At 64.0% G+C, this 12757-nt stretch carries 12 protein-coding genes and 2 pseudogenes; 7 read left to right on the plus strand and 7 right to left on the minus strand.

Going from position 1 to position 12757, the window contains the following annotated elements:
- Positions 1 to 177: 177 nt before the first annotated feature.
- The 4 genes from EXE63_RS05420 to EXE63_RS05435 all read right to left on the minus strand — a co-directional run bounded on the left by EXE63_RS05420 (position 178) and on the right by EXE63_RS05435 (position 4291).
- The gene (locus EXE63_RS05420; protein WP_168141126.1) at positions 178 to 927 is read right to left on the minus strand and encodes a hypothetical protein; all 750 of its coding nucleotides are present in this window, start codon (positions 925 to 927) and stop codon (positions 178 to 180) included.
- 181 nt (positions 928 to 1108) lie between these two features.
- Entirely contained in the window at positions 1109 to 1597 is a 489-nt protein-coding gene (locus EXE63_RS05425) for a hypothetical protein (protein WP_168141127.1), read from the minus strand.
- A 4-nt stretch (positions 1598 to 1601) separates the two neighbouring features.
- On the minus strand, positions 1602 to 2810 hold the full coding sequence (locus EXE63_RS05430; protein ID WP_168141128.1) for an amidase domain-containing protein: 1209 nt from the start codon (positions 2808 to 2810) through the stop codon (positions 1602 to 1604).
- A 392-nt stretch (positions 2811 to 3202) separates the two neighbouring features.
- Positions 3203 to 4291, minus strand: coding sequence for a fatty acid desaturase family protein (locus EXE63_RS05435; RefSeq protein WP_168141129.1), 1089 nt, complete (start codon positions 4289 to 4291; stop codon positions 3203 to 3205).
- A gap of 308 nt (positions 4292 to 4599) precedes the next feature.
- Here EXE63_RS05435 and EXE63_RS05440 point away from each other — a divergent pair, with 308 nt between their 5' ends.
- The 4 genes from EXE63_RS05440 (at position 4600) to EXE63_RS05455 (ending at position 7574) form a co-directional block, all read left to right on the plus strand.
- Complete coding sequence (locus EXE63_RS05440; protein ID WP_168141130.1) at positions 4600 to 4914, plus strand: type VII secretion target; 315 nt, start codon at positions 4600 to 4602, stop codon at positions 4912 to 4914.
- A 15-nt stretch (positions 4915 to 4929) separates the two neighbouring features.
- Entirely contained in the window at positions 4930 to 6597 is a 1668-nt protein-coding gene (locus tag EXE63_RS05445) for an Rv0964c family protein (RefSeq protein WP_234904540.1), read from the plus strand.
- Complete coding sequence (locus EXE63_RS05450) at positions 6594 to 7037, plus strand: hypothetical protein (RefSeq protein ID WP_168141132.1); 444 nt, start codon at positions 6594 to 6596, stop codon at positions 7035 to 7037. Before EXE63_RS05445 ends, EXE63_RS05450 begins: the two co-directional genes overlap by 4 nt.
- A 111-nt stretch (positions 7038 to 7148) precedes the next feature.
- The gene (locus EXE63_RS05455; RefSeq protein ID WP_168141133.1) at positions 7149 to 7574 is read left to right on the plus strand and encodes a hypothetical protein; all 426 of its coding nucleotides are present in this window, start codon (positions 7149 to 7151) and stop codon (positions 7572 to 7574) included.
- A gap of 36 nt (positions 7575 to 7610) precedes the next feature.
- On the opposite strand, the gene EXE63_RS05460 is transcribed toward EXE63_RS05455, so the two are convergent.
- Together EXE63_RS05460 and EXE63_RS05465 are read right to left on the minus strand one after the other, a co-directional pair.
- A complete protein-coding gene (locus tag EXE63_RS05460; protein WP_168141134.1) occupies positions 7611 to 7928 on the minus strand; it encodes a hypothetical protein in 318 nt (105 codons plus the stop codon).
- 85 nt (positions 7929 to 8013) lie between these two features.
- Positions 8014 to 8466, minus strand: a pseudogene (locus tag EXE63_RS05465) (ATP-binding protein); the annotation flags it as partial.
- A 121-nt stretch (positions 8467 to 8587) separates the two neighbouring features.
- On the opposite strand from EXE63_RS05465, the gene EXE63_RS05470 reads away from it, so the two are divergent.
- From EXE63_RS05470 to EXE63_RS05480, 3 genes are read left to right on the plus strand one after another with little or no spacing between them, the layout of a single operon-like run.
- On the plus strand, positions 8588 to 9769 hold the full coding sequence (locus EXE63_RS05470; RefSeq protein ID WP_168140271.1) for a tyrosine-type recombinase/integrase: 1182 nt from the start codon (positions 8588 to 8590) through the stop codon (positions 9767 to 9769).
- Positions 9766 to 11940, plus strand: coding sequence for a tyrosine-type recombinase/integrase (locus tag EXE63_RS05475; protein ID WP_168140340.1), 2175 nt, complete (start codon positions 9766 to 9768; stop codon positions 11938 to 11940). The genes EXE63_RS05470 and EXE63_RS05475 overlap by 4 nt, the downstream gene beginning before the upstream one ends.
- Positions 11937 to 12380: a DUF6262 family protein gene (locus EXE63_RS05480; RefSeq protein ID WP_168140339.1), complete on the plus strand. Its 444-nt coding sequence runs from the start codon at positions 11937 to 11939 to the stop codon at positions 12378 to 12380. The genes EXE63_RS05475 and EXE63_RS05480 overlap by 4 nt, the downstream gene beginning before the upstream one ends.
- Before the next feature lie 45 nt (positions 12381 to 12425).
- On the opposite strand, the pseudogene EXE63_RS05485 reads toward EXE63_RS05480, so the two are convergent.
- A pseudogene (locus tag EXE63_RS05485) lies at positions 12426 to 12755 on the minus strand (ATP-binding protein); the annotation flags it as partial.
- Positions 12756 to 12757 lie beyond the last annotated feature (2 nt).

A 12757-nucleotide genomic window follows, 5' to 3' on the forward strand; every position in this document is an offset into this window, starting at 1 on the left:
CCGAGTTGTGCGGCAGGTCGTACTTCTCGCACAGCTTCCGAACCCGGACACCGACTTCGCGGAGCCGATTTCTCGGCAGAGGGACAACTGACCTGCCGCCGTGCCGAAAAACAGCCCATCAACGTGGCACCAGGATCTCAGCACTACCTGAGATCGAATCGTCCATCGCGGAACCGCTCATCGACCCTCGAATCGACCAACTCCATCCGATCCTCCGGATGTAGCCAGTAGTGCCGCCCCCAACCAGTACACGGCCACACCGCGGGGAACGTATAAATTGAGGCCGCCAACGACCTTCTCGCTGCCATCGCGCAGGGACAGCACCACCGACCTGCCGGCTCTTTTGCCATCCTTGGTCTCGGAGTGATCCTTGATGCCGACAATGTCATCCCATTCCACCGCTCGGGTTTTGACTACATCGGCGATCTCGACCATTGCCGGACTGAGCCTGATGTATCCCACTCCCCCGCGCCGCACCCAGCTGGTCAGCCCGATGACCGCACACACGGCAGCTGCCAGGAACAGAGGGGGCGAGAAGATTTGGAGCCCTCGCGTCATGGGAATGTCGATCGCACCGCGCGGGATGAAGAACGCGAGCAGCAGTGCCGAGGGGACGATCACCGCGAGTCCGGTCAAGTACAGCATGGTGAACCGCTTATCCGGCCACACGGTGAACCCGGTTGCGTCGCTGGAGGTCCGCGTCTTCGTCTTGCCGGCTGACGCCAGGAGAAGAGCAGCCATCATCAGGACTGGAAACGTGATGAAGCCGAAAATCAAACACGTCGTCAAATAGTTGCCCCGCAGTCCGGCGAGGATTCCTCGGACAACGAAGTAGGCCACCCCCACAGACTCGATGAGTCCCGCCCACAACACGTACCTGCCGGATTCGGCCCAGTTCGCCGGCTTGGGGAGATTCAGTTCGGACACAACGCCTCCCCAACGAACTCGCCCATTTCTATGCCCCCGAAACCTCCGACAAGGCCACCTGCAACGGCGAATACCGGGACGGCACCTGGCGCGAACGGACCCGTCGCGAGACCCAACGCCGCACCGCCTTCTGCCAGAGCCCAACCGCCGCCACCACCGGCGGCAAGTTGATCGTTCCGGCTCACCCGCTGGTCGCGAAGTAGAACGGCTCCCAGTAACCCATCTCGGCGATCGCCACGACCCCGAGTTCGCGGGTGCGCGACGCTTGCCCCAGGCACCGCTCCTCGACCGTGACGTCGAAGCGGTAGGTCGAAGCTGCCGAGGACAACCCCGGAACCTGTTGTCCTCGTTGCTCCCCACGATCCTGCACCGCTGCCAGTTCGTACGCGCAGCCCGTCGCCGGCATGGCCGCTTCGATGGAGTCGCGCTGCTCCAGCGATAGCCCGCCTTTCAAGCGAAGTACCGGAACCTGTTCTGCGTCATGCGTGTTGAGACCCGCCACGAGTCGATCTGCCCACTCTTGTTGCTTGCCGGGACCGTAGTCACCTAACGACAGACCATCACTGTTGGACGGCAGAGTCAACAGCCAGACCGTGGCGGCCACCGCGACGACAAGCACCGCCGCAGCAATCCACGAAACGCGCCGGTGCGCGCTGTACCACTCCATCATGGATTCACTCCCCCGGATACCTCAGATGGACGAACTCGACTTGAGCTGGCGCATGAGTGTATTCCGCTGAATTGGGCATCCAGTCATCGTGCAGCTTCACTCCACCGGAATGCTGGTTGATGATGTCAGTTGGCACACCGTTGATCGTCTGCTGGCCGGCATAGACCGCTACATGGTTGATGCCGCCGTCGGCGTCCTTGTAGTAAATGAGATCTCCGGGAAGCAACCCCGCCTTTGAAGGCGCCAGTGGATCCAGCCCGTTACTGCTGGGCGTCGGCACCACTCCGACGATGTCGCCTCGACCCGAATGCTGGGTCACGAAATTGTGATTCTCCTTCGCCAGCGTCCAAGTCTTGGACGAGGTATTCCCCGGAAGTATCGCGCCATCATTTTGGTAGTACCAGTCGTCGCTGTCTCCACGGCGCCAATCATCGATGTCGTTGCCCACGTCATCGAACCCGCCGGCCCGCATTACTTGAGAAGCGAAGTTCGTACAGTCCAGGTCGCCACCACCAAGCGATTCGTATTCGGGGTTGAAGCCTTCGGCCCACTTCTCGGAGTATTCGACAGCCCGACGACGACTCTCGGACAACGGTGGGTTCTCGCCTAGCTCTGGCCCTAGTTTGATCTCGTTGCCGACCAGTTGCACCTGGTCGCCGGGCGCCTCGCTCCTGTTCTCGCCGTCGAACGAGATGCCGGCAAGTTCCTCAGCTTTGGCTTCGAGCTGTTTACCCACCAGAGCATCGGTTTGAACGAGTTGTTCAGCGCGCCAACGGATCTCTTCGGCATACTCGATCGCGGAAACAACACGAGTCGCCGCGGTCTGCGCGTCGTACGGACGAGTGTCGCTCACCGTCAGGTCCTCATCCACCTGGAAGCCGTCAGCCTCGGCAGTGTGGATTGCCTCGAGTACTTCCTGCTGAGCACTGCGAATGTCCTCTGCGCCGCGGGCTGCGATGACAGCAGCTTCACGTTGCGCGTCGCCCTGTCGATGTGCAACGGCGACGTCCGCGGTCACCCGCTGTAACGCTGCATCCTTGGCATCGCCGACCCATACCGGGTTGGCGATATTCTGCCGATGCTGGTCGAATGCGGCTTCTGCTGCCGACGCTGCCTGCTCCCACCGGGTCGCCGCACTGCTGAGGTCCGCCGTGTTCCAGCCCGCGACCTCCGATCGAGTCGGCAGCGCCGTCTGGGTAGCCGTAGGACTCAAATTGCCCCGTCAATAGCCGCTGAGTTGCCGCGGTCCGCGTCGTCGTAGCGCGTGCCCGCGGATGACAGATCTGCCGCCTGTTTCGCGATCCGGTCAGACTGCCTCGTGCGTACCGCCGCACACACCGCATCCAGCGCTGAGATTCCCGCGCCACTCGGCCGGGAATTGCTCACCGACTCCGTCACCGCACCATCCGCCAGACCTGCAGCGACCATCGTGCTTGCAGACGACGCCGTGCGCAGACCGTCGACCTCTACTTCCAGATTCCTCGCCATAGCTCCCCATCCAGCGACTCCAGAATCTGCAGAATATCGCACCTTGAACAGGCACCAACGCACCAGTTTTCTGTGCAGCGGTCGGTGCCGGTCTTCGTATACAGCGGGTGGCGAAAGCTAGCTGCGCCGTCCGGCCGGCAGAAGCCCATCCGGAATCCCCAACTCATGAATGATCCGCTGCGTCCGAAACAACTGGCGCGGAAGCGAAGCCGAGTTATACGGCAGATCGTACTTCTCGCACAGTTGCCGCACGCGGACACTGACCTCGGGCAGTCGGTTGCTCGGCAGGTCCGGGAACAGGTGATGCTCGATCTGGTAGCACAGGTGCCCGCCCGAGAGCGCCACCAACGGACTCACCTCGAAGTTGGCCGTCCCCAGCATCTGCCGCAGATACCACTCACCCCGGGTCTCATCCGTGACCACCGCCGGATCGAACGTCTGGGCACCATCGGGGATGTGCCCGCAGATGATGTTCACGTACACCCACAGGTTCCGGAGCGTGTTCGCCGCCACGTTGGCCGCCAGGGTCCGCCGCCACCGGCGCAGGCTCAGCGCCGGCATGAATATGTAGTCCTTGGCCAACTGACGGGCCGCCTTGCCGACGAACTTCCGCCGCTCGACCGCCAAGACCGCCGGCTCACCCCGCAACTTCTCCGAGTGCAGCCCGTGCAAGGCGATGCCCCATTCGAACATCGCCGCCAACACCAGGTTTCGTGCCGGAGTCGCCAGATACCACCAGCGCCACGGCTGGTCCTCGGTCACCCGCAGCAGGCGGTAGCCGATGTCCTCATCCATGCCGAGCACATTGCTGTAGACGTGATGCCGGTAGTTGTGCGAATACCGCCACTGCGCCGAATGCCCGACCATGTCCCACTCCCAGGTGTTGGAGTGGATTTCGGGGTCGTTCATCCAGTCCCACTGGCCGTGGGAGATGTTGTGGCCGAGTTCCATGTTCTCGAGGGACTTCGCGTACGCCAGCGCGCCCGTGCCCAGCAGCCATCCCTTCTTGGACCGGCTGCCGGCGATCACCAGACGCGCCGCGACGTCGAGCGCCCGCTGAAAATGAATCACGCGCCGGATGTAGGCCGCGTCCTTCGCCCCGAGCGAGTCCTCGACGTCCTGGCGGATCGCGTCGAGTTCGTAGGCGATCTCTTCGACGTCCGCGCTACTGAGATGCAGGTAGCTGGGAACATCGGCGATCGCCATCAAGGTGTCCTCGGGTGGGTGGGCGTGGAGCGGCGCAATCCACCGCGAGCGTCAGACCGCAGCTTAGAGGCTGCGGCTGAACGGCGAGTAATCGAGGTTCGCCGTCCAGGCGAAATGGCGGTGCGGACGCGCGGCGCTGGCTGCGCTCCGACCTACGACGACCAGGATGGACGCTTGTCGACGACGTGGCGTTGCAGCCCTCCGCGCACGCTGAGAAGTCGTTCAGAATCGGATCGCAGTTTTGGTGCGTTCCCGTGCCCCCTAGCGCCAGTAAACTGGCAATACACGTGTAACGGGGAGGTCGTGGGGTGCCCGAGCAAGGCGAGCCGCTGAAGGTAGATCCGACTGAGTTGGTGCTCGCCGCCGGTCAACTCGACGGCCAGGCCGCCGGCTTCAGGACGGCACATCAGTCGGCACATGCACGGGCGAGTCACGCGGCACTGGGCGCCGGCTCGTCTGCGGCCGCTCTGCCTGGAATGCTGGCTGCTTGGGAACGCGACGGCGTCCGCTACGACCAACAGTTCACCTCGCTCTCAGAAAAGCATCGGGCCGCTGCCGCGAAGTACGCGGCGACGGACGACCAGGAGTCTGCAGACATCGACACCGCAGGTTCTGCGCTCTGAGGTGACTGCGTGTCGATGACACTCAGGGAGCTCAGGGAGTGGGTTCCTGAAATAGCCGATCTGGCGGGATCGACCCGCGACGCGGCGGCCAACCACACGGCCTCGGCGGACTTCTACCGGTCGCTGGCCAGCGCGTCTACGTGGGAAGGTGACGGCGGCAACGCGGCCCGAGCAGCCATGGTGGCCAGCGCAGCCGACCATAGCGACACAGCTGACAATCTCGCCACCGCCGCAACGGGCATGGGCAGCGCGCACCAGCAAGCTGAGGCAATCGCCACGACGATCACCGGCATCTTGAACGACGCGGCGGCATCTCCTGTTGTTCTTGTCGACGAGACCACCAACCAGGTGATCCCGCCCGACGTCTCCTACCTCGACGAAGAGACCGCTGCCCAGGTCGCCGCAAAGGTTGCGGACCTACAGGCTCGAATCGCCGACGTGCTCGCCGACGGCGAACAGGTCGACGCTGACCTTGCAAGCGCTATCGGCACAGCCACCGGAGTCCCGGCACCAGCACAGCCTGCCACTTCGCTGGAGGACCTGCTACTTCCGGGTGCCAGGAATCCCGAGCAACCACCCGTACGCGGCCAATCAGAGCGTGCACCAAATGATCTCGGCGAAGCGCTCGCCCAACTAGCCGGACAACCCAGCGACCAACCCATCACGCCTCTCGCCCCGCCTCCGTTGGATCCCGTGAAAGTGGAGCAGTTCAAGACACTCGCAAGGCAGGAGATGCAACGTGCCGGAGTGCCGGCCGATCAGATCGAGGCACGTCTCGATGCGATGGTTGCGGCGGCGCAACGACCGCTTCCGCGCTACGTCCCACCCAAGCCCGAAGCGATGCCACCGCCGGGGTTCGGTGAGGGCTTCGCTGACCGGTGGTTTGCGACCGAGCAGGGAATCAAGGAACTCATGGGACAAGGCGGCCCCGGCGCTCCCGGAGTGCTCGAGTCATGGCGCGAGCTCGCCGCAAGTACGCACGACCAACTCACCAACCCGTTCGGCGCGGCCGTGGACGAGATCCAACATGCACTGAACTCTCCCAGTGCTGCCTACTATCTGGGCGAGAAGGCGGCCGACGGTGCCGTTGCCACACCCGGTTTGATCTTCGGCGGTGAAGGCGCCCTTATCGCACGGGCGGGAGCGCTTGACGGACCAGGCATCCCCCACGATCTGATCGATGGGCCAACGTCTGCCGGCGCTCTCGACCACCCGTCACCACTCGCCGCGCCAGACACCACTGGCTTGCCGTTGGACCCGCTGCCCGCCCCCGCGACGACAGGCCCGGAGTTCAACCTGAGCAACCCGCTCGACCACATGACCCCTGACCTACGCGTTTTGGCCGAGCAACATCTCACGGGCAGCGGACAGACGGTCCTCGGACCGTACAGCCCCGCCAACGGCGGTCCGTCTTACATTGAAGTTGCACAAGCGAACGGTGCGACCTACTTCGACATCGGCGATGCATGGAACGCAGCAACCCCGGTCGAACGACTCGCCGCGAACCAACATGTGCTGGATCTCGCGATCAGCAATGGCGACACGATAACGCTCTCGGTGCCGATCGACCAGATCAAGGTCGATACTTTCACCGGAGCCGAACTGAGATACTTGCAAGCTCATGGCTACGTGATTGTGAATAGCACGACGTTGGTTCCACCGAGTGCCGGAGGCCGCCCATGAAGACGCTCCTCGAGTTCATCGTCCGCTACGTACAAGTGCTCTATCTGAATCCGGCGTATCGCTTCACCGACTCCCGGACCCGCGGACTCGCGGACATCGACGCGTCTGTGTCGATCTCGAGCGATCAACTCCGCTGGGAGATCGCCAACGATCGCGGTCAAATCGGAATCACCGTTGCGCCGCTGCGATACGCAAACGACGAAAACTGGTTCTGGCTTTCCCTCATTCGCCAATACCTCGATGGTGGTTCAGACACCGAACAGGGTTCCTCGCTCGACCTCGCCGAGTGGTTGACCCAGAATCTCGTACGAGTCGAAGCACTTTTTGCAGATGAAGCGACGGCTCCCGATGTCTGCGCGAAGCTGGTTGCTCTCCGGAGGTCGAATTCCTACAAGAACTGGGGATGGCCAAAGCCCGGTCCCGATGACATCGACCCGTAGCCCCGTGCTGTTGATACGTAGACCGGAGCACCACGGCCGTGGACTTCGTCCGTCGCGGAGTCGAACGATTCCTGGACCACGTTTGCGCGCGTACGAATCTGGGGCAATTAGTTGAAGCATCTACTGGGAGTACTTCTCGAGTACTTCGATTTCCTGTACCTCGACCCCCAGTACCGCATCACGGACTCCAGTACGTCCGGCTCGCCGACAATCGATGCCCAACTGGTCCTCACCGGGCAGCTCCTGATTTGGTCCATCACCAACGACCGCGGACATATTCTGGTGGCAACCGCCCCCACTGCGAACAGTGCCCCTGAGAATTGGTTCCGCCTCTCGATTATCCGCCGTCATCTCGACGGCATTGTGACACCCAGTCCTCTCAATGCCGAGGCTGCCGACTGGCTCAGAACGAACACCGCTCGCGTCGAAGGCCTTTTCAAGGACGAAGCGACGGCGATCACGTCGTGCGCGGCGCTCGTTTCGCTCGAGCACGCTGCCGCCGAAGAGCTGTTCGGCCGGTCTGGAGGCGACCGGTAAGAACGCTTGTCGCCTGCTGACAATGCTCGGAAACTTCTAAGGACACTCCTCGGAATCAATCCGCACCACACCGAAGTCGATGTTGGTACTCACCGTGAACGTGGCGCCCGGCGCCGGGGTCGGGCTGCACACCTGCCAGTTGCGGTCACTCAACTGCGCACGATCCTGACCAGTGAGGTCGGTCGAACTGCTGAACCACACCTGCCCGCCGCTCACCGACTGGATCGCGTCCTGCGCACCCTGCAGGTCCATGCCAATCAGGTTCGGCATCGTCCAGGACGGCTCCGCCGACGCAGGCGGACTCATCGCGATCGCCACACCGACCACGGCCGCCACCACAAGAACATTTCTCATCGATTTCTCCTTGGCTCTGAACTTGTTGACGACGGTCGAAAAGTAGGCCAGAAGCGACGGTGAAAAGTAGGCCACGTGGTCGTGGTTATTGTGCCGTGTTGTCGGCTCTGGCGGAGGGCAAGGTGTCGATTCCGGTGTCTTTGAGCCGATAGCTGGAGCCTTTGAGGGTCAGGACGTCGGCGTGGTGGACGATGCGGTCGATCATTGCCGCGGCCACCACTTGGTCACCGAACACGTCGCCCCAGCGGGCGAAGGGCAGGTTCGAGGTCAGAATCAGTGAGGCGTGTTCGTAGCGGCTGGAGACCAGTTGGAAAAACAGGTTCGCCGCGTCCTGCTCGAAGGGGATGTATCCGACCTCGTCGACGACGAGCAGACCGATGCGCCGCAGCTTGACCAGCTCGGCCGGGAGTCGCCCGGCGTTGTGGGCGGCTTTGAGGCGGGCGACCCAATCCACCGCGGTGGCGAACGCGATGCGGTGCCCGGTCTGGGCGGCTTTGACCGCCAGTCCGATCGCGAGGTGGGTCTTGCCGGTTCCGGGTGTTATCAACGGGTAGCAACACGCTCGAATCTATGTATGTGACAAGGGGGTTGATGCGGGGCAAGTCATCGTTGTTGCCGGTTTATCGGCGGGTGTTCTTCAACGTGAAGGAACGGCAACGATGGCGTATCCGGTGGCTGTGTGTCCTGCGGGTGGGCAGCGGACGTGGACTGTGCTTGGCGAGGACTTCGCAACGGTCGGTCCGATCGAGGAGTGGATCGAAGCTCACCGGCACCTGTGGTCACCGAACACGGTGCGTGGTTATGCGACGTCGTTGGCGCAGTGGTGGAGCTTCCTGGAGCAACGCGGACAGACCGACGGTTGGCGTGATGTCGGTGTCCCCGCGTTCACGGCGTTCCTGTCCTGGCAGCGCAATGGCCGCACGGTTGAACATCGGCTGACCGGGTCTGGCCCGACGCCGACCGCTGCAACGTTGGAAGTCCGCCTGGCAGCGGTGATTTCGTTCTACCGTTGGCATCAGGCCGTGTCCGGGGTGGCGGTAGCGGGACGGCTCCTTCGTGGAGCACCGCGGCACCGACCGGCGCGAGGCTTGCTTGCGCATCTGGATGCGCGTTCGGCCCCGGTCGCGTCATCGCTGGTGCGCGTGCGCCGCGACCGCCGCCGCGACAGACCGCCCGTGCTCCTGCCCGAGCAGATTCAGGCGATCCTGGATGGCTGCGCGGTCTTCGACGCCGAGTCCGGATCGTGGCGAGGCAACCTGCGCGATCGGTTCGTGTTCGCCCTGTTGGCCGAGACCGGGATGCGTCTCGGGGAGGCGCTGGGTCTGCGGATCGGCGAGTTCGTGCTTGGCCGCGGCGGCACCGCGTATGTGCAGATCGTGCCCCGCTCGGATAATCCCAACGGGGCGCGGGTGAAGATGATGCGACCGCGACGGGTCTATGTCGGGGCCGACCTCGAGCGGCTGTTCGCCGACTATCTCACCGATATCGCCTGCCGGGCAACCGAAGGCGGCATTGCTCTTACGGACACGTCGCCGCTACTGGTGAATGTGTTCCGACCACCGTTGTTGGCCGCATTGCGAGAGACGACGGTCCGGGAGAAGGTGGCCACGCTGCGTCGGCGCTGCATCGGGCCACCCGGGTGGACGCCGCATTGGTTCCGCCACACCCATGCCACTGCACTGCTGCTGGCGGGGACGCCGGAGTGGGTGGTCTCCCGACGCCTCGGGCACGCCCACGTGCAGACCACCCTTGACCTCTACGGCTGGGTTCGCGATGACGAAGCCCTGCGAGCAGCAGCCAACTGGGCGTCCTATGCCAGCAGCTGGCGGGTGGCCGAGTGATCGACGAGCATGGCCACCTGCGCCTGCGTAGTGCCGAACACCTCGATCCGATCTGGCGACTCTTTGACGAGCTGCCAGCACAGTGGCGTGGCCCCGTGCTCGGGCCCGGTATCGAGAACTGGGCGTCGATTACCGAGAATGATTGGCCGCATTTGGATCTGAGCGAATTACCCGATCCGTTCGCCGCGGAGCTGGCGTGGATGGCGCACTGGCAGGCCGGTGATGGCACCCGTGTCTCGGTGTTGGCGATGGCGCAGTTGGCCAACATGATTCGGCGGGCAGTTACCGAGGGCCGTGATTTCCCCTCGTCGATCCGGGCGATGGATTACGACGCCGCCGCGGTGTTGCAGAGCTGGTTCTATCTCAGCAGGGGCAAGCGACTGCCCTCACCCCGAGGTCGGGGCCGGGTGCACGCTCTGTTCGGGTTCGCCCGGCACGCCCTGATCGCCGCCTGCCACGACGGCCCGTGGTGGCACCTGGACTTCTGGCACCCGCGCTGCGATCCGCGGATACCACTGACCGATCGTGAACCGGTCGCCAACTACGGCTGCGCACCCGGAGATATACAGCTTCCGTGGTTGCGGGCCGCGGTGAAGTGGCACCTGGGCACGATGCTCGAATCCGGGGCGCTGCGCTGGACCACGGTCAGCCAGGAACGCATGCGCAGCTTCCGCCGGTTCGACAACTGGCTGACCGCCAGCTTCGACGACCCGACTGGCATCCTGGGCGACCCAACGAGCGCGGTCGAACAGGCGGCGGCGTTCGCGCGGTGGACCGCCGTGGCAGCCAACCGCGTCACCCGCCAATCCGACACACGCCACCTCGGAAGAACAGTGCCGATCCGGGGAATCAACGACGACCTGCGAGCGGTGGCCGGCCTCTTGGACTTCATTGCCGCCAATCCCGGGGAGGCTCGCAGCGTTCTCGGTGCCGAGCCCTGGCAACGAGTGAGCGCAGCACACGCCTCCAGCTGGTTCGGCCGGGTCACCCGGATACCGCATCAACGCGGTTTCAACGATGCGAACTACATCGATGATCACGCACTCGCGCAGATCACTGCGGCGCTGCCGCTGATCGGGTTGCCGCGCACCGAGCAGATGACCATCACCCGCGGCGACGGCACCACCCTCACCGCCAACGGACTTGACGACCCGCAAGCGATGCGGATGATCCTGCTGCAGATCCTCACCGGCCGGCGGGCCAGCGAGATCCGCACCTGCGACTTCGACTGCCTTTCGGCTGCGCCCGCCACTACCGCAGCGGCCGAGGGCGATGGCCAAATGCTGACCAGGTTCCGCTACGCGCAGAGCAAGATCGATGTCGCACCCGACATCATCCTCGTCGACCGCGAGGTCACCGAAGTCATTGCCGAACAACACCGTTGGCTCCAAATCCAGCATCCAGAAGGCAGCAGGCGGTATCTGTTCGCGCGGCGTCTGGGCAACCGCCGCGGTGACAAACCCTATCCGGCAGGTACCTACAACTGGGTGCTGCGCAGCCTCAGCGACCTCGTTCAGATCACCGACGCCAAGGGCCACGCCGTGCGGTTAAGCCACACTCACCGCTTCCGCCACACCCGGCTGACCCGACTGGCCGAACTCGGTCTGCCGATTCACGTCCTACAGCGCTATGCAGGGCACGCCACCCCCACCATGACGATGCACTACATCGCCGCCCGCGACGAACACGCCGAGCAGGCATTCCTGGCCACGGCCAAGCTGCGATCCGACGGCACCCGCATCCAACTCTCCAGCGACGACCACGACAGTCTGCACCTGTTCCGCCGCGCAGACCGGTTCCTGCCCAACGGGTGGTGCATGCTGCCACCGCTGCAATCCTGCGACAAAGGCAACGCCTGCCTGACCTGCTCAGTTTTCGTCACCGACCACACCCACCACGACGTACTGCAACGTCAACTCCGCGAGACCACCGACCTGATCGACCGGGCCACAACGGAATTCGAACAGCGACACGGCCATCCCATGCCCGAGGACAACGTCTGGCTGATCCGCCGCCGAGCTGAACACCACGCGCTTACCCGACTCCTGGCCGCCCTCGACGATGCGCCCGGCTCCGCAGCCCACGGCGCGACAACCCAGTGTCATCGAGCCAGCGCTGGACCAGTCCCGCTGACTCTCGATCTCACCGCCCACCGCAGGAGCACCCCATGACCGACTCCCGAGAACGCCGCATCACCGCACTCACCCAAGCAGCGAAAGCCAAGTCTCAGAACAAGACCCGAGACGCTGAGCAGGCCATCCGCCGACTGGTCAAACGTGGCGACCCGATCACTTTCCAGGCCGTGCAACGCGAAGCGGCCGTCTCTCACGCCTTCCTCTACAACCATCCCGAACTGCGCAAACGAATCGAACATCTGCGCGGCACCCGCCCCAAGGCCCCCGCCGACCAATCCGTGGACACCGACAGCACGCTCGTCATCACGCTGACCCGCCAGATCGCCGAACTCAAGAAACAGCACCACCAGCAACTCAAAGCACTCCGCGACGCACTCGAACGAGCACACGGAGAGAACCTCGACCTACGGCGCGAACTGGCCCGCCGCGGCATCCAGCCCTCGCCTAACGTCGTATCGATCGCAACAACGTCCTGAACAGGCATAACACGGTCATTCTGCGTTCGAACCTTCGATAACCAGCGGCCCGAGGAGTACCACGTTGGAGGCCTTGGCCAGGAACGCGCCGGTGCCCAGGTGGGCGATCATGTCCCGGTTCAGCGCCGGCTGGTGATCGAAGTTGAAGTCCTCCAACGATTTGCGGGTCGGGAAACCGGCGGATCGGATACGCGTCGCCGCGCCGGAGGCTTCCCGGGCCGCGACCTCCCGAGACAGGACCGCGGCGAGGTATTCCTCGTGGGTCCAGCCCGCGTCGCGGGCTTGCTCGGCCAGTCGGGCAGCCGAGTCGCGGATGCGCGGCGCCTTGAGCGCTTGGGCGTAGTGCAGAACGGCCTTCATCGGATCCTCGGCCATGC

Source organism: Mycolicibacterium frederiksbergense, assembly GCF_012223425.1.
Lineage (GTDB): Bacteria > Actinomycetota > Actinomycetes > Mycobacteriales > Mycobacteriaceae > Mycobacterium > Mycobacterium frederiksbergense.

Excerpts from the sequence above, each read along its gene's own strand:
- EXE63_RS05445 (WP_234904540.1), top strand. The coding sequence starts at position 4,930 with ATGACACTCAGGGAGCTCAGGGAGTGGGTTCCTGAAATAGCCGATCTG.
- EXE63_RS05450 (WP_168141132.1), top strand. The coding sequence starts at position 6,594 with ATGAAGACGCTCCTCGAGTTCATCGTCCGCTACGTACAAGTGCTCTAT.
- EXE63_RS05460 (WP_168141134.1), bottom strand. The coding sequence starts at position 7,928 with ATGAGAAATGTTCTTGTGGTGGCGGCCGTGGTCGGTGTGGCGATCGCG.
- EXE63_RS05425 (WP_168141127.1), bottom strand. The coding sequence starts at position 1,597 with ATGATGGAGTGGTACAGCGCGCACCGGCGCGTTTCGTGGATTGCTGCG.
- EXE63_RS05435 (WP_168141129.1), bottom strand. The coding sequence starts at position 4,291 with ATGGCGATCGCCGATGTTCCCAGCTACCTGCATCTCAGTAGCGCGGAC.
- EXE63_RS05470 (WP_168140271.1), top strand. The coding sequence starts at position 8,588 with ATGGCGTATCCGGTGGCTGTGTGTCCTGCGGGTGGGCAGCGGACGTGG.
- EXE63_RS05480 (WP_168140339.1), top strand. The coding sequence starts at position 11,937 with ATGACCGACTCCCGAGAACGCCGCATCACCGCACTCACCCAAGCAGCG.